The 20,663-nt window shown below is 68.3% G+C and carries 23 protein-coding genes and 1 pseudogene; 6 read left to right on the top strand and 18 right to left on the bottom strand.

All coding sequences use genetic code 11. The features are described 5' to 3' along the window. Positions 1-10: 10 nt before the first annotated feature. The 4 genes from CFB35_RS15750 to CFB35_RS35355 form a co-directional block, all read right to left on the bottom strand. Positions 11-1,453 carry an aspartate aminotransferase family protein gene (locus CFB35_RS15750; protein ID WP_089465215.1) on the bottom strand — a complete coding sequence of 481 codons (1,443 nt, stop codon included), beginning with the start codon at positions 1,451-1,453 and terminating at the stop codon, positions 11-13. Positions 1,454-1,489: 36 nt separating this feature from the next. Beyond that, positions 1,490-2,827, bottom strand: a complete 1,338-nt coding sequence (locus CFB35_RS15745; protein ID WP_059576368.1) for a glutamine synthetase family protein — start codon at positions 2,825-2,827, stop codon at positions 1,490-1,492. A 28-nt stretch (positions 2,828-2,855) separates the two neighbouring features. Continuing rightward, on the bottom strand, positions 2,856-3,641 hold the full coding sequence (locus CFB35_RS15740; RefSeq protein WP_060966558.1) for a gamma-glutamyl-gamma-aminobutyrate hydrolase family protein: 786 nt from the start codon (positions 3,639-3,641) through the stop codon (positions 2,856-2,858). A 311-nt stretch (positions 3,642-3,952) separates the two neighbouring features. Further along, on the bottom strand, positions 3,953-4,135 hold the full coding sequence (locus CFB35_RS35355; protein WP_059576381.1) for a hypothetical protein: 183 nt from the start codon (positions 4,133-4,135) through the stop codon (positions 3,953-3,955). 434 nt (positions 4,136-4,569) lie between these two features. Here CFB35_RS35355 and CFB35_RS15725 point away from each other — a divergent pair, with 434 nt between their 5' ends. Both CFB35_RS15725 and CFB35_RS15720 read left to right on the top strand, forming a co-directional pair. Continuing rightward, complete coding sequence (locus CFB35_RS15725) at positions 4,570-5,121, top strand: cupin domain-containing protein (RefSeq protein ID WP_059641368.1); 552 nt, start codon at positions 4,570-4,572, stop codon at positions 5,119-5,121. A gap of 88 nt (positions 5,122-5,209) precedes the next feature. After that, positions 5,210-6,700, top strand: coding sequence for an aldehyde dehydrogenase (locus CFB35_RS15720; protein WP_059641229.1), 1,491 nt, complete (start codon positions 5,210-5,212; stop codon positions 6,698-6,700). A 58-nt stretch (positions 6,701-6,758) separates the two neighbouring features. Here CFB35_RS15720 and CFB35_RS15715 read toward each other — a convergent pair whose 3' ends face one another. Next, complete coding sequence (locus CFB35_RS15715; RefSeq protein WP_059576472.1) at positions 6,759-6,959, bottom strand: heavy-metal-associated domain-containing protein; 201 nt, start codon at positions 6,957-6,959, stop codon at positions 6,759-6,761. Positions 6,960-7,292: 333 nt separating this feature from the next. Here CFB35_RS15715 and CFB35_RS15705 point away from each other — a divergent pair, with 333 nt between their 5' ends. Both CFB35_RS15705 and CFB35_RS15700 read left to right on the top strand, forming a co-directional pair. Beyond that, on the top strand, positions 7,293-7,625 hold the full coding sequence (locus CFB35_RS15705) for a cupredoxin domain-containing protein (protein WP_006488047.1): 333 nt from the start codon (positions 7,293-7,295) through the stop codon (positions 7,623-7,625). A gap of 12 nt (positions 7,626-7,637) precedes the next feature. Then, a complete protein-coding gene (locus CFB35_RS15700) occupies positions 7,638-8,474 on the top strand; it encodes an FTR1 family protein (protein WP_059576386.1) in 837 nt (278 codons plus the stop codon). A 115-nt stretch (positions 8,475-8,589) separates the two neighbouring features. On the opposite strand, the gene CFB35_RS15695 is transcribed toward CFB35_RS15700, so the two are convergent. The 9 genes and pseudogenes from CFB35_RS15695 to CFB35_RS15655 all read right to left on the bottom strand — a co-directional run bounded on the left by CFB35_RS15695 (position 8,590) and on the right by CFB35_RS15655 (position 15,609). Beyond that, positions 8,590-8,808 carry a hypothetical protein gene (locus tag CFB35_RS15695; RefSeq protein WP_006477594.1) on the bottom strand — a complete coding sequence of 73 codons (219 nt, stop codon included), beginning with the start codon at positions 8,806-8,808 and terminating at the stop codon, positions 8,590-8,592. Continuing rightward, positions 8,808-9,263, bottom strand: coding sequence for a hypothetical protein (locus CFB35_RS15690; protein WP_089465213.1), 456 nt, complete (start codon positions 9,261-9,263; stop codon positions 8,808-8,810). Before CFB35_RS15690 ends, CFB35_RS15695 begins: the two co-directional genes overlap by 1 nt. A 69-nt stretch (positions 9,264-9,332) precedes the next feature. Then, positions 9,333-9,653 (bottom strand): DNA-binding transcriptional regulator, encoded by a 321-nt coding sequence (locus CFB35_RS15685; protein WP_059576393.1) that lies wholly within the window; start codon positions 9,651-9,653, stop codon positions 9,333-9,335. Next, positions 9,649-9,894: pseudogene (locus CFB35_RS15680) on the bottom strand (type II toxin-antitoxin system RelE/ParE family toxin); the annotation flags it as partial. The gene CFB35_RS15685 and the pseudogene CFB35_RS15680, both read right to left, overlap by 5 nt. Before the next feature lie 130 nt (positions 9,895-10,024). Then, complete coding sequence (glmS, locus tag CFB35_RS15675; RefSeq protein WP_089465212.1) at positions 10,025-11,842, bottom strand: glutamine--fructose-6-phosphate transaminase (isomerizing); 1,818 nt, start codon at positions 11,840-11,842, stop codon at positions 10,025-10,027. A gap of 54 nt (positions 11,843-11,896) precedes the next feature. Then, positions 11,897-13,258 carry a bifunctional UDP-N-acetylglucosamine diphosphorylase/glucosamine-1-phosphate N-acetyltransferase GlmU gene (glmU, locus tag CFB35_RS15670; RefSeq protein WP_089465211.1) on the bottom strand — a complete coding sequence of 454 codons (1,362 nt, stop codon included), beginning with the start codon at positions 13,256-13,258 and terminating at the stop codon, positions 11,897-11,899. A 135-nt stretch (positions 13,259-13,393) separates the two neighbouring features. Next, positions 13,394-14,389, bottom strand: coding sequence for a tRNA 2-thiocytidine(32) synthetase TtcA (ttcA, locus tag CFB35_RS15665; protein WP_089465210.1), 996 nt, complete (start codon positions 14,387-14,389; stop codon positions 13,394-13,396). Next, positions 14,386-14,790: a dihydroneopterin aldolase gene (locus CFB35_RS15660; RefSeq protein ID WP_059576406.1), complete on the bottom strand. Its 405-nt coding sequence runs from the start codon at positions 14,788-14,790 to the stop codon at positions 14,386-14,388. Before CFB35_RS15660 ends, ttcA begins: the two co-directional genes overlap by 4 nt. A 75-nt stretch (positions 14,791-14,865) precedes the next feature. Continuing rightward, positions 14,866-15,609, bottom strand: a complete 744-nt coding sequence (locus CFB35_RS15655) for an SDR family oxidoreductase (protein WP_089465209.1) — start codon at positions 15,607-15,609, stop codon at positions 14,866-14,868. A 13-nt stretch (positions 15,610-15,622) separates the two neighbouring features. Between CFB35_RS15655 and CFB35_RS15650 the strand changes: the two genes are divergently transcribed. Further along, on the top strand, positions 15,623-16,813 hold the full coding sequence (locus tag CFB35_RS15650; RefSeq protein ID WP_089465208.1) for a class I SAM-dependent methyltransferase: 1,191 nt from the start codon (positions 15,623-15,625) through the stop codon (positions 16,811-16,813). Between the two features lie 44 nt (positions 16,814-16,857). Beyond that, entirely contained in the window at positions 16,858-17,052 is a 195-nt protein-coding gene (locus tag CFB35_RS15645) for a DUF2905 domain-containing protein (RefSeq protein ID WP_011546377.1), read from the top strand. A gap of 58 nt (positions 17,053-17,110) precedes the next feature. On the opposite strand, the gene CFB35_RS15640 is transcribed toward CFB35_RS15645, so the two are convergent. From CFB35_RS15640 to CFB35_RS15625, 4 genes are all read right to left on the bottom strand, one after another. After that, positions 17,111-17,332: a hypothetical protein gene (locus CFB35_RS15640; RefSeq protein ID WP_059576415.1), complete on the bottom strand. Its 222-nt coding sequence runs from the start codon at positions 17,330-17,332 to the stop codon at positions 17,111-17,113. Between the two features lie 120 nt (positions 17,333-17,452). Further along, the gene (locus CFB35_RS15635) at positions 17,453-18,361 is read right to left on the bottom strand and encodes a carbohydrate kinase (RefSeq protein WP_059641250.1); all 909 of its coding nucleotides are present in this window, start codon (positions 18,359-18,361) and stop codon (positions 17,453-17,455) included. Then, positions 18,358-19,638, bottom strand: coding sequence for an AGE family epimerase/isomerase (locus CFB35_RS15630; protein WP_089465207.1), 1,281 nt, complete (start codon positions 19,636-19,638; stop codon positions 18,358-18,360). Before CFB35_RS15630 ends, CFB35_RS15635 begins: the two co-directional genes overlap by 4 nt. Further along, positions 19,635-20,654, bottom strand: a complete 1,020-nt coding sequence (locus CFB35_RS15625) for a LacI family DNA-binding transcriptional regulator (protein ID WP_059576424.1) — start codon at positions 20,652-20,654, stop codon at positions 19,635-19,637. Before CFB35_RS15625 ends, CFB35_RS15630 begins: the two co-directional genes overlap by 4 nt. Positions 20,655-20,663 lie beyond the last annotated feature (9 nt).

Genomic DNA, 20,663 nt, shown 5'->3' with positions numbered 1-20,663 from the left:
GGCAAAACCGTTACGAAATACCCAGTTGCTGGGCGGTGGCGTCGACGGCCTTCTTCGCCTTCGACACGAGCTCGTCGATTTCCTGGCGCGAGATCACGAGCGGCGGCGACAGCAGCATCCGGTCGCCGGTCGCGCGCATGATCAGGTTGCCGTTGAAGCAGAAGTCGCGGCAGATCGTGCCGACGTCGCCGCCGTTCGCGAAGCGGCGGCGTTCGGCCGGCGCTTCGGCCAGTTGCAGGCTCGTGACCATCCCGTGGCCGTGCACTTCGCCGACGATCGGATGACGTGCGAAGGTTTCGCGCATCAGCGCCTGGAAGTAGGGGCCCGTGTCGGTCTTCACGCGCTCGACGATCCCTTCGTCGCGCAGCAGCTTCAGGTTCGCGACCGCGACGGCCGCCGCCACCGGGTGGCCCGAATACGTGAGGCCGTGGTTGAATTCGCCGTTGTCGATGATCGGGCGCGCGACGCGCTCGTGGATGCCCACCGCGCCCATCGGTACGTAGCCCGACGTCAGGCCCTTCGCCATCGTGATCAGGTCCGGCTCGAAGCCGAAGTGCTGATGCGCGAACCATTCGCCGGTGCGCCCGAACCCGCCGATCACCTCGTCGGCCACCAGCAGGATGTCGTACTTGCGGCAGATCCGCTGGATTTCCGGCCAGTACGTCGACGGCGGGAAGATCACGCCGCCCGCGCCCTGGAACGGCTCGCCGATGAACGCCGCGACGTTGTCCGCGCCGAGTTCGAGAATCTTCGCTTCGAGCTGCCGCGCGCGCGCGAGGCCGAACGCTTCGGGCGTCTCGCCGGCTTGCGCTTCGCCGAAGAAATACGGCTGGTCGATATGCACGATGTGCTCGACCTTCGACGGCATCTGCTCGTGCATGTAGCCCATCCCGCCGAGCGTGCCGCCCGCGATCGTCGAGCCGTGATAGCCGTTCCTGCGCGAGATCACGTATTTCTTCTGCGGCTTGCCCTGCACGCGCCAATATTGGTGCACGAGGCGCAGCACGGTGTCGTTGCCTTCCGAGCCGCTGTTGCAATAGAAGAAGTGGTTGAAGCCGGCCGGTGTCACTTCCGCGAGCATCGCGGAAAGCTCGATGATCGGCGGATGCGTGGTCTTGAAGAACGTGTTGTAGAACGGCAGTTCCTGGATCTGGCGATACGCGGCGTCGGCGAGTTCCTTGCGGCCGTAGCCGACGTTCACGCACCAGAGGCCGGCCATCCCGTCGATGATCTTGTTGCCGTCCGAGTCCCACAGGTAGACGCCGTCGGCCTTCACGATCACGCGGCTGCCGGCACGGTTGAGCGCGCCCATGTCCGAGAACGGGTGGATGTGGTGCGCGGCGTCGAGCGCGCGGTATTCGGCGGTCGTGCGTGCCTGCGTCGCGCGCGGCGCGGCGGCCGCGGCGCTCGGCGCGGCCGGCTGGATCCAGGCAGATTCGTTGCGGTAAGTCATGTTTTCCTCCGTGATTCCGTATGCGGTCGTGCGCGCTTAAACGTGCAGCAGCAGATGGCGGCGTTCCCACGAGCTGATCACGCGGAAGAACGCTTCGTATTCGGTTTCCTTCAGCGCGAAATACGCCTTCAGGAACTTGGGCCCGAGGATCTCGCCGAGCGGCTCGCACGCGGCCATCAGCGTCAGCCCTTCCTCGAGGTTGCGCGGCAACTGGTACGGCAGGCTGTAGCCGTCGCTCACCAGCGGCTCGGTCGGCTCCAGGCGCTGCGTCATGCCGAGGTAGCCGGCCGCGAGCGTCGCGGCGAGCGCGAGGTACGGGTTGCAGTCCACGCCCGGGATGCGGTTTTCGATGCGGCGCGCGGCCGGGCCCGAATGCGGAATGCGGAACCCCACCGTGCGGTTGTCGTAGCCCCACTGCACGTTGATCGGCGCGGCCATGAAGCGCGACAGGCGGCGATACGAGTTGATGTACGGCGCGAAGATCGGCATCAGCGCCGGCGTGTACTTCTGCAGCCCCGCGAGGTAGTTGTAGAACATCGACGTCGCGCCGCCCGTCTCCTGCGACGTGAACAGGTTCTGGCCCGTTTCCTCGTCGACGATGCTCTGGTGCACGTGCATCGCCGAGCCCGGTTCATCTTCCATCGGCTTGGCCATGAACGTCGCGTACATGTTGTGACGCAGCGCGGCCTCGCGCACGGTGCGCTTGAACAGGAACACCTGGTCGGCGAGCGACAGCGCGTCGCCGTGCATGAAGTTGATCTCCATCTGCGCGGCGCCGACTTCGTGGATCAGCGTGTCGATGTCGAGGTTCTGTGCTTCGCAGTACTCGTAGATGTCCTCGAACAGCGGGTCGAACTCGTTGACGGCCTCGATCGAATACGACTGGCGGCCCGTTTCCGGGCGGCCCGTGCGCCCCACCGGCGGGCGCAGCGGCAGGTCGGGGTCCTTGTTCATGTCGACCAGGTAGAACTCCAGCTCGGGTGCGACGACGGGCTTCCAGCCCTTCGCCTTGTACAGGTCGAGCACGCGGCGCAGTACGTAGCGCGGCGAGATCTCGACCGGCGAGCCGTCGAAATGCACGCAGTCGTGGATCACCTGCGCGGTCGGGTCGACGGCCCACGGGATCAGGCGGATCGTCGACGTGTCGGGCACGCACACCATGTCGGGGTCGGTCACGCCGGTGAGCGATCCGTCTTCCGGATAGTCGCCGGTGACGGTCTGCACCATCACGGCCTGCGGCAGGCGCATCGATTCGCCGGACGTGAACTTGTTGCGCGGCGTGATCTTGCCGCGCGCGATGCCGGCCATGTCGGGAATGATCGCTTCGATCTCGGTGATCCGGTGCTGCTTCAGAAAGCCTTCGATGTCTTGCATGTCTGTTCTCGTTGTCTGGTGGGCGCGCTCAGGCGAGCGCGGCGGCGGCCATGGCCCGCGCACGGGCGGCGCGGCGGGCGCGGCAGGCATCGCCGAACGCGCGGAAGATCGCGCTCGACAGCGGGTTCTGCGCGTGCCGCCATTCCGGATGCCACTGCACGGCGAGCGCGAATGCCGGCGCGTCGGCGACGCTCACGGCCTCGATCAGGCCGTCCGGTGCGACGGCCTCGATCGCGAGGCCCGCGCCGAGCCGCGCGATACCCTGCTTGTGCAGCGAGTTCACGTGCACTTCGTCGCGGCCGCCGGCGAGCGCATGCAGCTTGCCGCCGGGCGTCAGGCGCACGACGTGCGCGGGGCCGTATTGCGTGTCCAGCGGCGCGTCGTCGTCCTCGCGATGATCAGCGAGGCCGGGCACGTCGTGCACGTGCTGGTGCAGCGTGCCGCCGAAGACGACGTTCAGCTCCTGGAAGCCGCGGCATACGGCGAGCACGGGCACGCCCGCGACGATGGCCGCACGCAGCAGCGGCAGCGTCGTCGCGTCGCGCGCCGGGTCGTGCTTCGTGCCCGGCGCACTCGGTTCGCCGCCATACAGATGCGGCTCGACGTTCGAGTAGCTGCCGGTAAACAGCAGCCCGTCGACCGCGTCGAGCACGTCGTCGGTCGACTGGCGCTCGCCGAGGGCCGGCAGCACCATCGCGAGCGCCTGCGCGCCGTCGACGATCGCGGCGACGTACTTGTCGCCGACCGTATGCGACGCGTGGGCGCCGATCTGGGTGAGGTCGGCGGTGATGCCGACGAGAGGTTTCCTTTCCATGACGTCAATCAGTAATCCGTAGGGACGTGACGTGCATCGAGCCGAATGCGGCAAAACGCGGGCGCGACACGACCCCGCAGCCGGGCGCGAGGCGCACGGCCGCTGGTGAATGGGCGCAACGGGATGGCGTGGCGATCCGCGCTGCGCGCGACGGTCAGGCCGTCGTTCGTTTCATTGCGATACGCGATACGCGATACGCGATACGCGATGCGCGACGCGGCAACGCGTGCGCGCACGCGTTCCGTCACCGCATGGACGATGCGGTTGGCGAATCGGCGGACGAAACGAACGGCGTAAAGAAAGGAGAGGCGCTACGGCAGCAGCGACGCCACTTCGTCGGTATCGACGGCGACGAATGCGCGTGCGGAAACGGCGTTGTGGCGCCGAACGGAACGACGGGACAGGATGGTGTAGATCGACAGGTGAAGCAGGCGAGGACTATGCCAGCCGCAACTGCCGTCGGAAGCGGGACCGGCGCTGCGCAAACTTCGCACATCGCCTCGATCCCACCTCACCAGAGGGCCACGGACTCTCACGATTACACTCGACTGGTTTGTTGAAAGTATTGAACACCTGATCGTTTCGACGCGCGGGGCGTTTAAAATAATCGAGGCGCCGGCCCTGCGTCATTCAACATTGACGGGCATCGATTGCTGCATTGCGATGCCGCTTTGACGCCGACCTGAGAGCCAGCATATACGAGCCAATAACGGCGTCAAATGTTTTTTAATGGTCCTGCATCAGGGCTTTCCCGAGCAGTATGAATAAAAGATTCGTAAAGGGAATAGTCGGCGCGCCGTCCATTATTTCGAACGCCTTTCAGGGTTTTCCCCGCTGATGTGCGTCATAAAGTGATTAGAATATTCAACGGCTGTCCCATGCGTCGTTTCACTTTGTCATCGCACTTATCGTGTCCGAAACCGAATCGATGTCCACCGAAGTCGCCGAGCGCCTGCGTTTCGTGCGCAACAAGCATGGCCTGTCGCAGCGCGAACTCGCGAAACGCGCCGGCGTCACCAACGGCACGATCTCGCTGATCGAACAGGGGCGCGTGAGCCCGTCGGTCGGCTCGCTGAAGAAACTGCTCGAATGCATTCCGATGAGTCTCGCCGAGTTCTTCACGTTCGAGCTCGTCGAATCGCGCGCGATCGTGTCGCGTCGCGACGAGATGCCGAACCTCGGCAACGAGTCGCTCGCGTTTCAGCTCGTCGGCGCGAACGTGAAGGACCGCAACATGTGCATCCTGCGCGAGACCTATCAGCCGCTGGCCGACACGGGCCCCGAGATGCTGGTGCACGCGGGGCACGAGGGCGGCGTCGTCGTGTCGGGCCGGCTCGAGCTGACCGTCGACGGCGCGACGTGGCTGCTCGACCCCGGAGACGGCTACTACTTCGAAAGCCGTTTGCCGCATCGTTTTCGCAATCCCAGCGCGGAACTGATCTGCGAGGTCGTCTCGGCCAATTCGCCGGCGACCTTCTGACCGCGCGTCACCGCATTCGCTGCAGGCCGGCCGCGTGCCACGCGCGCGGCGTGCCGCATCGCGAATGCCACAACATTGAGGTATCCTGATGAACAAGTTGACTTTGGCTGACTGGCAACGCAAGGCGGCGTCGCTCGAGATCGAAGGGCGCGCATTCATCGATGGCGCGCCGCGCGACGCGCACGGCGGCAGGACCTTCGACTGCGTGAGCCCGATCGACGGCCGCGTGCTGGCGAAGGTCGCCGATTGCGGCGAAGCGGACGTGAACGCCGCCGTCGCGGCCGCGCGCCGCGCGTTCGACGCGGGCGTGTGGGCCGGCCTGAACCCGCGTGAGCGCAAGGCCGTGCTGCTGCGCTGGGCCGCACTGATGCGCGCGCATCTCGACGAGCTGTCGCTGCTCGAGACGCTCGACGCGGGCAAGCCGATCGGCGACACGACGACGGTCGACGTGCCGGGCGCCGCGTACTGCGTCGAATGGTTCGCCGAGGCGATCGACAAGGTCGGCGGCGAGGTCGCGCCGGCCGATCACCATCTCGTCGGCCTCGTCACGCGCGAGCCGGTCGGCGTGGTGGCCGCCGTCGTGCCGTGGAATTTCCCGATCCTGATGGCCGCATGGAAATTCGGCCCCGCGCTCGCGGCCGGCAACAGCGTCGTGCTGAAGCCGTCGGAGAAATCGCCGCTGACCGCGATCCGCGTCGCGCAGCTCGCGTTCGAGGCCGGCATGCCGGCCGGCGTGTTCAACGTGGTGCCGGGCGCGGGCGAGCCGGGCAAGCTGCTCGCGCTGCATCGCGACGTCGACTGCATCGCGTTCACGGGCTCGACGGCGGTCGGCAAGCTGATCATGCAGTATGCGGCGCAGTCGAACCTGAAGCGCGCGTGGCTGGAGCTCGGCGGCAAGTCGCCGAACATCGTGCTGCCCGACTGCCCCGATCTCGACCGCGCGGCGCAGACGGCGGCCGGCGCGATCTTCTACAACATGGGCGAGATGTGCACGGCGGGCTCCCGGCTGCTCGTGCATCGCGACATCAAGGATGCGTTCATCGAGAAGCTCGTCGCGGCCGCGCGCGCGTACGTGCCGGGCAATCCGCTCGATCCGTCGGTGTCGATGGGCGCGATCGTCGACGGCATCCAGCTCGAGCGCGTGCTCGGTTACATCGAGGCGGGGCGCGGCGAAGGCCGGCTCGTGACCGGCGGCGCACGCGTGCATGCGGAAACGGGCGGCTTCTACGTCGAGCCGACGGTGTTCGAGGTGAAGCCCGATGCGAAGATCGCGCGCGAGGAGATCTTCGGGCCCGTGCTGTCGGTGATCGTGTTCGACGACGTCGACGAGGCCGTCAGGATCGCGAACGACACCGAATACGGGCTGGCCGCGGCCGTATGGACGTCGAACCTGACGACCGCGCACGACGTGTCGCGCCGGCTGCGCGCGGGCACCGTGTGGGTGAACTGCTATGACGAGGGCGGCGACATGAACTTCCCGTTCGGCGGCTACAAGCAGTCGGGCAACGGCCGCGACAAGTCGCTGCACGCGCTCGAGAAGTACACCGAACTGAAGTCGACGCTGATCCGGCTGCGCTGACGTGTGGCCGGCCGCCGGCGCCTCGCCGTTCGGCGGTGCGCCGGCGATCGCGAGCGCGTTACGCGCTGCGCAGCGCGGGATGGAAGCCGGCGGCTTCGATGATCGACCGCACGCGTTCGGCGCCTTGCGCCGACTCGACCTTGACGATCTTCGCCGCGACGTCGATGTCGAGCTTCGCGGCGGGATCGGCGGCCGTCACCGCGCGCGTGATCGCGTTGGCGCAACCGCCGCAGGTCATGTCCTGGACTTCGAATTCCATCGTGTGTTCTCCGGGTTGGTGGTTGACGAGTACGTTCAGCATGAAGCTTGCCATGGTGGGAAGGTCAAGTGCGCCGCATACGGCGGTGTGCATCCCATCAGCCATTTGTAATGCTGAGGTCTGACGAATGGGCATTTGCATGCGGGCGTCAGTCCGAATCTTTCCCGATTGACGGCCGTGCATTGCCGGCAAAACCCGGCAGAGCCTTGCGCGGCAACGCGCGCGTCGCATCGATGGTGCACGATCTCCATGCCGCGAGTAAGGGTACTTCGAGGTGAAAATGCGAATCGATCTTAGTATCGATTCCCTTCCATATTTCAAACCATTACGCACATGACCCGTTTCGCTATCGGTTTCGCATTGGCCCTGCTGGGCGCGTCGGCCACGTCCGCCTTCGCTGCCGACGACGTCGTCAACCTCACGCTGAAGGACCACAAGTTTTCGCCGGACGGCGTGACGATTCCTGCCGGCAAGAAGGTGAAATTCGTCGTGAAGAATCTCGACGCGACGCCCGCCGAATTCGAGAGCGACGACTTCAAGGCGGAGAAGGTCGTGCCGGCCGGCAAGTCGGTCGAGATCCTCGTCGGGCCGCTGAAGGCCGGGACCTACGAGTTCCACGACGAGTATCACGAAGCGCAGTCGAAGACGCACCTGACCGTCAAGTAAGCCGATACCGACATGCTGTCCACTGCCCTGATCGTCTTTCGTGAAGTGCTCGAGGCCGCGCTGGTGGTCTCGATCGTGATGGCCGCCACGAAGGGCGTGCCGCGGCGCGGCTGGTGGGTGGGCGGCGGGCTGGTCGGCGGCGTGGTCGGCGCCGGCCTGATCGCGGCGTTCGCCGACGTGATCTCGCAATGGGCGTCCGGCATGGGGCAGGAGGTCTTCAACGCGGGCGTGATGTTCGTCGCGACGCTGATGCTCGCGTGGCACTGCATCTGGATGAGCCGGCACGGCCGCGAAATGGCGCTGCACATGGGCGAGGTCGGCCGCGCGGTCGCGGCCGGCCGCCGGCCGCTGACCGGGCTCGCGATCGTGGTCGGCGTCGCGGTGCTGCGCGAGGGTTCCGAGGCCGTGCTGTTCCTGTACGGGATCGCGGCGGGAGACCCGGGGCAGACGCCGCAGATGATCGCGGGCGGGCTGCTCGGCGTGCTCGGCGGCGCGGGCCTCGGCTATGCGATGTATGCGGGCCTGCTGCAGATTCCGCTCAAGCGCCTGTTCTCCGTCACGAACGGGTTGATCGTGTTGCTGGCGGCGGGCATGGCAAGCCAGTGCGTCGGCTTCCTGCTGGCCGCGGGCCTCGTGCCGTCGTGGGGCGATGCGGTGTGGGACACGTCGTGGCTGCTCAAGGAATCGAGCATCGTCGGCAAGGCGCTGCATACGCTCGTCGGCTATACCGCGCGCCCGGCGGGTATCCAGATCGCCGTGTACGTCGCGACGCTGGTGGCGATCGTCGTACTGGCACGGCTCGTCGGCCGGCCGCGGGAGACGGTGAGGCCGCCGCACGCCGCGGCGTGAGTCGAGGGGTTCGAATGAAAGAAGGGGCGTCGCGGACGCCCCTTCTTCATTTGCGGTGCGCGCCGCACCTGCGCGGCCTCATCGGTGACGGCCGTGGATGCGCGCTTGCGTTCGGTCAGCTGTGGTTGTCGATCCACGCGCGCGCCCATTCGAGTCCTGCATCGCGCGCGTCGTCTTCGGTGTCGAATACGCCGAGCACGCCCGACGCCTCGACCAGCCGGTTGTTCTGGGTGATCGTGCCGCTCGCCGCGAAGCGCTCGGGCTGCATGATCTCGTCCTGCTGCAGGATCGCGTGGCCCCAGATCTGGTAGCCGTGGTAGGTCTGCGCTTCCATTATCGAGTCACCTCCGCGGAGCGGCCGTGCGTGCCGACCTGCAGCACGTTGCCGTCCGGCGTGTATTGACGCGGGATGTCGGAGAACGTGAGCGCATGCGTCGCGTCCGGTGCGCCCGGCTGCATCACCGTGAGATGCCCCGGCGCGGGTTGCGCCACGGGGCGCGGCGGGGCGGCCGGCGTGTCGGTCGCGGTGGCGGCCGGGCGGTGCGGGCCGGCTTTCACGGCCTGCGCGACGCGGCGCTTGTGCGGTTTCGCGGCGGCTTTCGGCGTGGCGCTCGCGTGCTTCTCCGCGCTCTTGCCGGTACGCGCGTCGGCGCCCGGGCGCGCAGCCGGCGTGCGAGCCGCGGGTTGCCGCGCCTCGGGCGGGTTCCAGACCTCGACATAGTGCTCGGCGGCCCAACTCGTCGACGCGAACGTCAGCGCCAGCAATCCGCATCCAAACAGTCTTACCATTGTCTCTCCGTCATATTCGTTGCGGCGCGCGTGCGGCCGGGCCGTGCATGGGCAGTCGGGGAAGCCGGCTCAGGAGAACACCTCGAGCCCGTGTTTTTCGACGATCTGGAGCATGCGCGCGGCGATGCCGCTCGGCCGCTTGTCGCCCTGTTCCCATTGGCGGATCGTCGACGTCGTCGTGTTCAGGTAGAGCGCGAACACGCTCTGGCTGACGTTGACCGACTTGCGGATGCGGGCGATCGCTTCCGGATCGAACTGCGGCGCGGCTTCGATGCAGAGATCGTCGTATTCCCGCATCGTCTTCTTGTCGAGCAGGTTGGCGCGATAAAGCCCCGACGCGGCGCTGTGGATCGCCTCCGTTGCGTCGCTCTTGAATCGACCCTTGGCCATTGCAAATCTCCACAAGCGCTTTCAGTGCGACCGGCGTCGCGATGTCGCTGTCGGTGTGTCGACCTACGTCCGCGGCGCGCTTTCCGAGGCGCCTCTTCCAGACATTGCCGCCGGGATCGACGCCCTGGCCGCGGGCCAGTTCCCGCACCGCGCGGCAGAGCTCGCCATCGGCGATTCCCGCTTTCCCGGCTGCCTGGTGAAACCCCTTCGTCTTGAACACGCGTCGTACGGAAGCAGGCATGTCGAGCCGGTCGAGTCAGCACCGGATTATATACCACTACGTGGTACATATTTCGACCTGGCCGAATGGCCTGCCTTGCGCGCGCACGCGGCGGGGACGGCCCGGCGAGGGGCCATCCCGTCGCGCGGCATTACTCCACCGTCACCGATTTCGCGAGGTTGCGCGGCTTGTCGACGTCGGTGCCGCGCGCGCACGCGGTGTGATACGCGAGCAGTTGCAGCGGCACGACGTGCAGGATCGGCGACAACTGGCCGTAGTGTTCCGGCATCCGGATCACGTGCAGGCCGTCGTCGTTGACGATCTGCGTGTCGGCATCGGCGAACACGTACAGCTCGCCGCCGCGTGCGCGCACTTCCTGCATGTTCGACTTCAGCTTCTCGAGCAGCGTGTCGTTCGGCGCGACCGTGACCACCGGCATCGCTTCGGTGACGAGCGCGAGCGGCCCGTGCTTCAGTTCGCCGGCCGGATAGGCTTCGGCGTGGATGTACGAGATTTCCTTCAGCTTCAGCGCGCCTTCGAGCGCGATCGGGTAGTGCAGCCCGCGGCCGAGGAACAGCGCGTTTTCCTTGCGCGCGAATTCCTCCGACCACGCGATGATCTGCGGCTCGAGCGCGAGCACGCTGTTCAGCGCGGCCGGCAGGTGGCGCAGCTCCTTCACGAATTGCGCTTCCTGCGCGGCGTCCACGTGCCCGCGCAGCTTGCCGAGCGTCGCGGCCAGCACGAACAGCGCGACGAGCTGCGTGGTGAACGCCTTCGTCGACGCGACGCCGATCTCGGTGCCCGCGTGCGTCAGGAACTGCATCTCGGTCAGGCGCACCATCGCGCTCGTCGCGACGTTGCACACCGCGAGCGTATGCGTATGGCCGAGCGACTGCGCATGCTTGAGCGCCGCGAGCGTATCGGCCGTCTCGCCCGATTGCGAGATCACGAGCACGAGCTGGCGCGGGTTCGGTACCGACTCGCGGTAGCGGTATTCGCTGGCGATCTCGACCTGGGTCGGGATCTTCGCGATCGATTCGAGCCAGTACTTCGCGGTGAGGCCCGAGTAGTAGCTCGTGCCGCACGCGAGGATCAGCAGGCTGTCGATCTCGGCGAACGCGGCGGGGGCAGCTTCGCCGAACAGCGTCGCGTCGAAGGCTTCCGTCTGCGGCACGGTGTCGCCGATCGCGCGCGGCTGCTCGAAGATTTCCTTCTGCATGAAGTGACGATAGGGCCCGAGCTCGACCGCGCCGCCGTACGCGCTGACCACGCGGATCTCGCGCTGCACGGTGGCGCCGTGGCGATCGACGATCGTCACGCCGTCGAGCGACAGCTCGCACACGTCGCCTTCCTCGAGGAACGTGAAGCGGTCGGTGCTGCCCGCGAGCGCGAGCGCATCGGACGCGAGGAAGTTCTCGCCGTCGCCGTGACCGACGACGAGCGGCGAACCCTGGCGCGCGCCGACGACGGTGTGCGGCTGGTCCTTGTGGATCACGGCGATCGCATACGCGCCGTGCAGCTGGTGAACGGCTTCGCGCACCGCGTCGAACAGGTTGCCGCGGTACAGGCTGTGCACGAGGTGCGCGATCACTTCGGTGTCGGTCTGCGACACGAATTCGTAGCCCTTCGCGCGCAGCGTTTCGCGCAGCGTCTCGAAGTTCTCGATGATGCCGTTGTGCACGAGCGCGAGCGCGTTCGACGAGAAGATCGGGTGTGCGTTGTGCGTGACGGGCGCGCCGTGCGTAGCCCAGCGCGTGTGCGCGACGCCGGTCGAGCCTTCGAGGTGCGTCTCGCGCACCTGCGCATCGAGATCGGCGACGCGCTCGACGCTGCGCGCGCGCTTCGGCGCGCCCGGCTCGAGCACGGCGACGCCGCACGAGTCGTAACCACGGTATTCGAGGCGCCGCAATCCTTCGATCAGCACCGGAACGATATTACGTTGCGCAACTGCGCCGACAATGCCGCACATGAATGGTCAATCCTGTCAGTCGAAGCGGGCGCCGCGCGGGCGCCCGCAAAAGGTTCAGCTCTTTTTCTTGACCGGGCGGACGTAGCCGCTCTTCGCGGTCTGCGTCTTCTCGTTCAATGCGAGGACGCCTTCGGCGACGTCCTTCCAGATCGTCGTGCCGGCCGCGATCGTCACGCCGCGGCCGACGCGCACGGGCGCGACGAGCTGCGTGTCGGAGCCGACGAACACGTCGTCCTCGATCACGGTGCGGAACTTGTTCGCGCCGTCGTAGTTGCAGGTGATCGTGCCCGCGCCGATGTTCACGCGCGCGCCGATGTCGGCGTCGCCGATGTACGTGAGGTGGTTCGCCTTCGAGCCATGGCCGATCACCGCGTTCTTTACCTCGACGAAGTTGCCGACGTGCGCTTCGTCCGCGAGCTGCGCGCCCGGGCGCAGCCGCGCGTACGGGCCGATCACGGTGTGCGCGCCGAGTTCGGCGCCGTCGATGTGCGTGAACGCGTCGATGCGCGTGCCCGTGCCGATCGATGCGTTGCGGATCACGCAGTTCGCGCCGATCGTCACGTCGTCGGCGAGCGTCACGTTGCCTTCGAACACGCAGTTCACGTCGATCGATACGTCGCGGCCGCAGCGCAGCGCGCCGCGCACGTCGAGGCGCGCCGGATCGGCGAGCGTGACGCCGTCGACGAGCAGCGCATCGGCCACGTTGCGCTGGTGAATGCGTTCGAGCTCCGCGAGCTGCGCCTTGCTGTTCACGCCGAGCGTTTCCCATTCGTCGTCGGGCTGCGACGTGACGACCTCGAAGCCGGCCTCGATCGCGAGTTCGACGACGTCGGTCAGGTAGTACTCGCCCTGCGCGTTTTCGTTCTTCAGCGCGCCGAGCCACATCGACAGCTGGGCGGTGGGCGTGACGATGATGCCGGTGTTGATCTCGGCGATCTTCAGCTCGTCCGGCGACGCATCCTTCTGCTCGACGATGCGCGTGACGAAGCCGGCCGCGTCGCGCACGATCCGGCCGTAGCCGGTCGGGTCGTCGAGCGTGACGGTCAGGATCCCGTAGCGGCCGTCGTGCGCGGCATCGACGAGACGGCGCAGCGTCGACGCGCGCGTGAGCGGCACGTCGCCGTACAGCACGAGCGTCGGTTGCGCGGGATCGAGCAGCGGCAGCGCCTGGCGCACCGCGTGGCCGGTGCCGAGCTGTTCGGCCTGCACCGCGAACTGGACGTCGGGCGCGGCGACGGCGGTCTGGACCTGCTCGGCGCCGTGGCCGACGACGACGACCAGCCGGGACGGCTGCAGCGTGCGTGCGGTGTCGATGACGTGGGAGAGGAGCGGCCTGCCGGCCAGGGGGTGAAGCACTTTCGGCAGCGCGGAGCGCATGCGCTTGCCGGTGCCTGCCGCCAAAATCACGATATTCATGGCGCCAGCTTGTCAGAGGAGTTTGAAGCCGTCCATTTTAGCATGCGGCCCCTGGCGCTCCGGGCCTGTCGCGGCGGGGCGACGGCGCCGGAAAGGGCTGCCGGCGCCCGGTTCCGGCGGGTGTTCCGCCCCTGCTTACAGGTCGTCGAACTGGACGATCGAGATCGGCCGGGCGGCGCCCGAAGCCGCCGACTCGTCACCCGACGCGCACGGTTCCTCGTCGAACGCGATGTCGCCTTGCGGGTCGGCCTCGCCCGTCGCGCGCAGCGACTGGAACGGATACAGCGTCGTGTCCATCAGGTGCGACGGCACGACCTTCGCGAGCGCGTTGAACATGTTGTCGACGCGGCCCGGGAAGCGCTTGTCCCAGTCGCGGATCAGCGCCTTCATTTCCGCGCGCTTCAGGTTCGGCTGGCTGCCGCACAGGTTGCACGGGATGATCGGGAATTCGCGCAATTCCGCGTATTTCTCGAGATCGGTTTCCTTCACGTACGCGAGCGGGCGGATCACGATGTTCCTGCCGTCGTCCGACTGCAGCTTCGGCGGCATCCCCTTCAGCTTGCCGCCGTAGAACATGTTCAGTAGCAGCGTCTGCACGATGTCGTCGCGGTGATGGCCGAGCGCGATCTTGGTCGCGCCGAGCTCGCCGGCCACGCGGTACAGGATCCCGCGGCGCAGCCGCGAGCACAGCGAGCAGGTCGTCTTGCCTTCCGGCACGAGCCGCTTGACGATGCTGTAGGTGTCCTGGTTCTCGATGTGGAACGGCACGCCGACCTGCGTCAGGTATTCGGGCAGCACGTGCTCGGGGAAGCCCGGCTGCTTCTGGTCGAGGTTCACCGCGACGATGTCGAAGTCGATCGGCGCGCGCTCGCGCAGGCGCAGCAGCACGTCGAGCATCGCGTAGCTGTCCTTGCCGCCCGACAGGCACACCATCACCTTGTCGCCGTTCTCGATCATGTTGTAGTCGCCGATCGCCTGGCCGACCTGGCGCACGATCCGCTTGAACAGCTTGTTGTTCTCGTACGCTTCCTTCTGCTCGCGGCGCGTGAGCGCGGGGCGGCCGGCCGACGCGGCGGCGTCGTCCAGCGTGGCGGCGTCGGCCGCCGTGTCGTTCATGTGGGGGGCGTTCATGCGCGCTCCTCGTCCTTGATGCGAAAGACTTCGACGCCGACGGCGTCGCAGTCCGGATAGGCGTCCGGTTTCTCGGTACGGACGCGTACCGCGCGCACGGTGTCGTGCGCCAGCAGGTGCGCGGCGATCGAATCGCACAGCGTTTCCTGCAGGTGGATGTGGCCGCGCGCCAGGCACTGCGCGACGCTCTGCTTCATCAGGTCGTAGTCGACGACTTCGTGCAGCCGGTCGTCGACGGGGGTGGACAGCGCGAGCGGCACGAACAGGTCGATGTTGATGACGACGCGTTGTTCGCCGCGCTTCTCGTGTTCGAAGGCCCCGATGTTGATGTGCACCTCGTAGTCGCGCAGGTAGAGCCTGCGGCAATCCGCGAGGCGGGGGTGCAGGAGAGCGGAAAACATGGTCGTCCCAGTCAAATTGGCGTGCGCGCACGCAAAGCGGCGCGGGCGGCGGCTCTCAGGCCGCGCCCGCGCGGTTCATTCATTCGGGCCGGCGGCCGGCGGCACCAGGTGCTCGCCGCCGTCGACGGTCAGTGTCGCGCCGGTGACGCCGGGCGCGCTCGCGAGATAGCAGGCGGCCGCCGCGATGTCGTCCGCGTGCGGCGCGTGGCCGCGCACCAGCGCCGCGACCCGCACCTTCGGCGCGAGCGCCAGCGCGAGCGCCGACGTCGCGCGGTTCAGTGCGGCCTGCATCAGCGCGTGCGACAGTTGCGCCGGTGCCGGGTGAAACAGGGCCTGATCCAGTACGTGGATCGCGCACGCGCGCAGCGTTTCGTCGTCGCGCGCGGCGTCGGGCGTCGCGTCGGCGAGTGCGCGCGCCACAGCGAGCGGCGCCGTCACGTTGCGTGCGAGCGCAGCAGCGAGCGACGCGCCGTCCACCGTGTGCGCGTCGTCGGCGCCGGCGCTGGCGCTGACGAACACCGCGCACGCGGGCCGGCCGAGCGCTTCGCCGCACGCGGCGACGAGGCCCGCGGCATCGGCTTCCAGGGCCAGATCGGCGTCGAGCACGGCCGCGCGGCGGCCGAGCGCCGCGACTTCGGCGACGAGCGCGTCGGCGGCCGCGCGCGGCGCGCCGTGGCCGCGCTGCAGCGCGACGTCCCAGCCGCGGCGGGCGAAACCCGTCGCGAGCGCACGGCCGATCGACGCGGCGTCGGCCGCGCTGCCCAGGGCGCCCGTGACGAGCACCACGCGTGGGGTCGACGTATCGGCTGAAACGGTCATTTACAATGCCGGGATGAACCCGAAAGCTCACGAACCCGCTAGTTTACCTGCTCCCGGCCCTGACGCGCTCGCGCAGTCCGAAACCCTCGCCGCGCAACTGCGCGACGAGATCGCGACGGCCGGCGGCTGGCTGCCGTTCGACCGCTTCATGGAGCGCGCGCTGTATGCGCCGGGCCTCGGTTATTACAGCGGCGGCGCGCGCAAGTTCGGGCGTCGCGCCGACGACGGCAGCGACTTCGTCACCGCGCCCGAGCTGTCGCCGCTATTCGCGCAGACGCTCGCGAATCCGGTCGCCGAAGCACTGGCGGCGAGCGGCACGCGCCGCGTGATGGAGTTCGGCGCCGGCACGGGCAAGCTCGCGGCCGGGCTGCTCGCGGCGCTCGACGCGCCGGGCGTCGAACTCGACGAATACCTGATCGTCGACCTGTCCGGCGAACTGCGCGAACGGCAGCGCGACACGATCGAAGCCGCGGTGCCGGCGCGGGCCGCGAAGGTGCGCTGGCTCGACGCGCTGCCCGAGCGGTTCGAGGGTGTCGTGGTCGGCAACGAGGTGCTCGACGCGATGCCGGTGCGCCTCTTCGCGAAGGCGGACGGCGCGTGGCGCGAGCGCGGCGTCGCGCTCGACGCGCGGCAGGCGTTCGTGTTCGACGACCGGCCGGTCGGCGCGGCCGCGTTGCCGGCGGTGCTCACGGGGCTGGACGTCGGCGACGGCTACGTGACCGAAACGCACGAGGCCGCGCTGGCGTTCACGCGCACCGTCTGCACGATGCTCGCGCGCGGCGCGGTGCTGCTGGTCGACTACGGTTTCCCCGCGCACGAGTACTACCACCCGCAGCGCGACCGCGGCACGCTGATGTGCCACTACCGCCACCACGCGCACGACGACCCGTTCGTGTACCCGGGCCTGCAGGACATCACCGCGCACGTCGAATTCACCGGCATCTACGACGCGGGCGTCGCGACCGGCGCCGATCTGCTCGGCTACACGTCGCAGGCGCGCTTCCTGTTGAACGCGGGCATCACCGACGCGCTGGCCGCGATCGATCCGTCCGACGTCCACGCGTTCCTGCCGGCCGCGAACGCGGTGCAGAAGCTGATCTCGGAGGCCGAGATGGGCGAGCTGTTCAAGGTGATCGCGTTTTCGCGCGGGATCGACGGCACGCTCGACGCGTTCGCGCGCGGCGACCGTTCGCACGCGCTCTGACGGGCGCGACACATGTACGTTCCCCATGTAAACGGGCCTCAGGCATGCTGCGCTGGCTATTGACGACGTTCATCGCGGTGATGATCCTCACGCGCTGCTGGCCGTGGCTCGGCAAGCTCGGCATCGGGCGGATGCCGGGCGACGTCACGCTGACGCTCGGCGGGCGGCGCTACCCGTTCCCGTTCATGTCGACGCTGGTGCTGACGATGCTGGTATCGATGGTGGCGCGGCTGCTCTGAATCGAGCGGGACGGCGCGTCGCGGTCGCACCGCGGCGCGCGCGTGAGGGTGCTGCGCGTCACAGCTCGATCTCGCCGAGGATCCGGTGCGCGAGCGCCTTGGCTTCCTCGAACGCTTCTTCCTCGCTCGAACTCGTCGTGTGGACGTCGTAGCGCATGTTTTCCGTCTCGTCGCCGTCGTCCCGCGCCAGGATCACGTAGCCCTGAAACTCGCCGTTGTCCGAGCGGTGCGTATGCGCCTTGGCCGTGTAGATGCCTTTGGTGAACGTGTTCGTGTCCATCGTGCCTCTCCCGCAATAGGACGCTTCATCGTAGCACTGCGGCGCAGCATGGTGAATGCGGTTTATCGGTGACCGATCGGCGGCCGGCCACCGTTCCTTCTTCGCCTCTTCAGCGTGCCTTCACCCTTCAAGCAGCGCGACGACCTCGTCGAGCGTCGGGGCGTGCGCGCCCGTATGCCGGCACGCGGCGGCGCCGGCCGCCACCGCGAACGCGAGATGCTCGCGCCAGCCGCGCCGCGGCGCGGCCATCAGGCTGAACAGCAGGCCGCCGATCGACGCGTCGCCCGCGCCGACGGTGTCGGCCACCTCGACGCGCGGCGGGCTGGCTTCGTGCACGTCGCCGTCCGCATGGAGCGTGGCCGCCTGCGCGCCGCGCGTGACGAGCACGGCCGCCCGCGGGTTCAGCGCGCGCACCGCCGCGATCGCGTCGGGGCCGTCGCCGCCGAACAGGTGCCGCAGGTCTTCGTCGGACACCTTGATCAGGTCGGCGAGGGCGGCCATCTTCTCCAGCGTCGGCCGGTACGCGGCCGTCATCAGGTTCCGCACGTTCGGGTCGAAGCTGATCTTCACGCCGCGCGCATGCAGGTCGGCCGCGAGCGCGGCCAGCGTGCTCGCGAGCGGTTCGCGCACGAGGCTGATGCAGCCGAAATGCGCCCATTTCACGTGATCGGTCCAGCCGGCCGGCAGCCGTGCCGGATCGAACGCGAGATCCGCGCTCGCTTCGCCGATGAAGAAGTACGCGGGCGGGCGCGTCTCGTGGACGATCGCGAGCAGCGGCGGCCGCGCGACGCGCTGCAGGAAGCGCAGGTCGAGGCCGGCCGCTTCGCTCGCGCGCCACAGCACGTCGGAGAAGCAGTCTTCGCCGATCGCGCCCGCAAGCGCGCTCGGCACGCCGAGCCGCGCGACCGCGCGCGCGACGTTCCAGCCGGCGCCGCCCGGCACCGACGTCCACTGCGCGTCGCCCGCGCGCACCATGTCGGTCAGGATGTCGCCCGCCGACACGAAAGCCGGAAACGTGCCGCCGCTCATTGCGTCGGCTCGCTGCGTTGCGCGCGCGCGAGGGTCGCGAGCACGTCGTAGCAGGCGCCCATCGTGTGATAGTCGGTCTTGCCGGCCGGGCTTTTCTCGTCGCTGTACTTGCGGTTGTCGCAGGTGAGGATCCGGTACCACGCGCCGTAGCGGTGATCGACGAAGTGCGCCCAGCTGTAGCGCCAGATCTCGTCGTACCAGTCCCAGAAACGCTCGCTGCCGGTGCGCGCGCCGAGCATCGCGGCCGCCGCGAAGGTCTCCGCCTGCACCCAGAAATACTTGTTGTGGTCGCAGATCGTGAAGTCCGGGCCGAAGCCATAGCAGAGGCCGCCGTGATCGGCGTCCCATGCGTGCGTGAGCGCCGCGTCGAACAGCTGGGTCGCGCGCGGCACGAGCCAGTCGAGCGGGCGGTGCCGCTCGAGGATCAGCAGCAGCTTCGCCCATTCGGTCTGGTGCCCGGGCTGGAAGCCCCACGGGCGGAAGATGTTCGAGCTGTCTTCCTTGTTGTAGTCCCAGTCGACCGACCAGTCCGCATGGTAGTGCTCCCACACGAGCCCGCCCGACAGCGCGGCCTGGCGCTGCGTGATGTGGGTGGCGAGCTTTTCCGCGCGATCGAGGTACGTGAGGTGGCCGGTCGCCTCGTAGGCGGCGAGCAGCGCTTCCGTCATGTGCATGTTCGCGTTCTGGCCGCGATACGTCGATACGTTCCAGTTCGGCGTCGCGTCGTCCGCATAGAGGCCCGCGGCCGCATCCCAGAAGCGGTGCTCGGCGAGCTCGTAGGTGGCCGCGATCAGCGGGCGCGCTTCGTCGATGCCGGCCATCGTCGCGTGGGCGGCCGCGAGCAGCACGAACGCGAGGCCGTAGCAGTGGCGCGTGCCGTCGAGCGTCGCGCGCTTCGCGCCGTCGCGCCAGTCGAGCTCCCAGTCGTAGCCCTGCAGCGCGTCGTCCCAGTGCGCGTCGCGCAGGAAGCGCAGCCCGTGGCGCGCGTATTCCAGGTGGCGCGGATCGCCGAAATGCCGGTACGCCATCGCGTAGTTGAAGACGAACCGGCAACTGCTGACGAGATGGCGCGACGTGCGGTTGTAGATGCTGCCGTCGTCGCGGAAGTAGTGGTAGAAGCCGCCCGTCGGGTCGAATGCGTTGGCCGCGTAGAAGCGCAGCGTGTCTTCGACGTGCGACAGCAGGAACGACGGATCGCGGAAGCTCGCGACGAACGGTGCGGCTGGCGCGTGGCCGGCCGGCGCGGCGGCGCGGGGTTGGACCGGAGGCATGTTCATGATTCTTGGACCGTGGCGGTATCGAGTGCCGGGGAGCCGGCGGGCTGGCTGCTGGCCCGCACGATCAGCTCGACGGGCAGGGAAATCTCGGTGCGCTCGGGCGCTTCGGCGAGCAGCAGCTCGACGCCGCGGCGGCCCAGCGCTTCCTTGTCGACCGCGAGCGTCGTGAGCGGCGGGCTCGCGTGCGCGGCGGCCGGGATGTCGTCGAAGCCGACGATCGCGATGTCGTCCGGAATCCGCAGCCCGCGCGCGATGCACACGCGCTGCGCGGCCAGCGCGGCTGCGTCGTTGTACGCGAACACGGCTTCGGGCCGCGGGCCCGGCGCGTCGAGCAGTTGCTCCATCGCACGCGCGGCGCCCGTGTCGGGGTCGAGCCCGGCGTCGATCGTCACTTCGTACGCGGGATCGAACAGCCGCCCGGCTTCGAAGAACGCGCGCCGATAGCCGATCGCGCGCTGCGCGATGCTGTAGTGCGCGGCCGAGCCGCCGATGAAGGCGATCCGCGAGCGGCCGGTGGCGAGCAGGTGGCGCATCGCGAGCGCCGCGCCGGTCGCGTTGTCGATGTTGACCGAGCGCAGCCCGGGCGCCCACAGGTCGATCAGCACGAGCGGCCGGCCGGTGGCGGCGAGCGCCTCGATCGTCTCGGGCTCGATGAAGCCGGCCACCGCGATCGCGTCGGGCGCGTGCGGGCGCATCTGGCGCAGCACGTCGTCGTTCGGGCCGACCGTGAGCAGCGTCGGCACGATGCCGCGCTCGCGGCACGCGTCCTCGACGCCGTGCAGCACGTGCGAGAAGAACGGGCTCGCGGGAAAGCGGTTGTGCTGCCGGTGCAGCAGGAACGTGAGCCGGCGGATGCGCGGCCGCAACTGGGCGGGATCGTAGCCGAGCTGCTGCGCGATCCCGACGATGCGCGCGCGCGTGGCTTCGGACAGGCCGGGCTGGTTTTTCAGCGCGCGGGAGACGGTGCCGATCGAAACCTCAGCCGCCCGCGCCACATCGCGAATGGTCGTACCCATCGTTCGGGG

It is taken from the genome of Burkholderia sp. AU16482 (assembly GCF_002223285.1).
Classification (GTDB): Bacteria; Pseudomonadota; Gammaproteobacteria; order Burkholderiales; family Burkholderiaceae; genus Burkholderia; species Burkholderia semiarida.
The sequence above is the reverse complement of the archived record's forward strand: the minus strand, read 5'-3'. Positions and strand labels throughout refer to the sequence as shown.

Bases quoted from the DNA above. Each gene is read 5' to 3' on its own strand.
- CFB35_RS15750 (WP_089465215.1), bottom strand. From the start codon at position 1,453: ATGACTTACCGCAACGAATCTGCCTGGATCCAGCCGGCCGCGCCGAGC.
- CFB35_RS15745 (WP_059576368.1), bottom strand. From the start codon at position 2,827: ATGCAAGACATCGAAGGCTTTCTGAAGCAGCACCGGATCACCGAGATC.
- CFB35_RS15740 (WP_060966558.1), bottom strand. From the start codon at position 3,641: ATGGAAAGGAAACCTCTCGTCGGCATCACCGCCGACCTCACCCAGATC.
- CFB35_RS15725 (WP_059641368.1), top strand. From the start codon at position 4,570: ATGTCCACCGAAGTCGCCGAGCGCCTGCGTTTCGTGCGCAACAAGCAT.
- CFB35_RS15720 (WP_059641229.1), top strand. From the start codon at position 5,210: ATGAACAAGTTGACTTTGGCTGACTGGCAACGCAAGGCGGCGTCGCTC.
- CFB35_RS15715 (WP_059576472.1), bottom strand. From the start codon at position 6,959: ATGGAATTCGAAGTCCAGGACATGACCTGCGGCGGTTGCGCCAACGCG.
- CFB35_RS15705 (WP_006488047.1), top strand. From the start codon at position 7,293: ATGACCCGTTTCGCTATCGGTTTCGCATTGGCCCTGCTGGGCGCGTCG.
- CFB35_RS15700 (WP_059576386.1), top strand. From the start codon at position 7,638: ATGCTGTCCACTGCCCTGATCGTCTTTCGTGAAGTGCTCGAGGCCGCG.
- CFB35_RS15695 (WP_006477594.1), bottom strand. From the start codon at position 8,808: ATGGAAGCGCAGACCTACCACGGCTACCAGATCTGGGGCCACGCGATC.
- CFB35_RS15690 (WP_089465213.1), bottom strand. From the start codon at position 9,263: ATGGTAAGACTGTTTGGATGCGGATTGCTGGCGCTGACGTTCGCGTCG.
- CFB35_RS15685 (WP_059576393.1), bottom strand. From the start codon at position 9,653: ATGGCCAAGGGTCGATTCAAGAGCGACGCAACGGAGGCGATCCACAGC.
- glmS (WP_089465212.1), bottom strand. From the start codon at position 11,842: ATGTGCGGCATTGTCGGCGCAGTTGCGCAACGTAATATCGTTCCGGTG.
- glmU (WP_089465211.1), bottom strand. From the start codon at position 13,258: ATGAATATCGTGATTTTGGCGGCAGGCACCGGCAAGCGCATGCGCTCC.
- ttcA (WP_089465210.1), bottom strand. From the start codon at position 14,389: ATGAACGCCCCCCACATGAACGACACGGCGGCCGACGCCGCCACGCTG.
- CFB35_RS15660 (WP_059576406.1), bottom strand. From the start codon at position 14,790: ATGTTTTCCGCTCTCCTGCACCCCCGCCTCGCGGATTGCCGCAGGCTC.
- CFB35_RS15655 (WP_089465209.1), bottom strand. From the start codon at position 15,609: ATGACCGTTTCAGCCGATACGTCGACCCCACGCGTGGTGCTCGTCACG.
- CFB35_RS15650 (WP_089465208.1), top strand. From the start codon at position 15,623: ATGAACCCGAAAGCTCACGAACCCGCTAGTTTACCTGCTCCCGGCCCT.
- CFB35_RS15645 (WP_011546377.1), top strand. From the start codon at position 16,858: ATGCTGCGCTGGCTATTGACGACGTTCATCGCGGTGATGATCCTCACG.
- CFB35_RS15640 (WP_059576415.1), bottom strand. From the start codon at position 17,332: ATGGACACGAACACGTTCACCAAAGGCATCTACACGGCCAAGGCGCAT.
- CFB35_RS15635 (WP_059641250.1), bottom strand. From the start codon at position 18,361: ATGAGCGGCGGCACGTTTCCGGCTTTCGTGTCGGCGGGCGACATCCTG.
- CFB35_RS15630 (WP_089465207.1), bottom strand. From the start codon at position 19,638: ATGAACATGCCTCCGGTCCAACCCCGCGCCGCCGCGCCGGCCGGCCAC.
- CFB35_RS15625 (WP_059576424.1), bottom strand. From the start codon at position 20,654: ATGGGTACGACCATTCGCGATGTGGCGCGGGCGGCTGAGGTTTCGATC.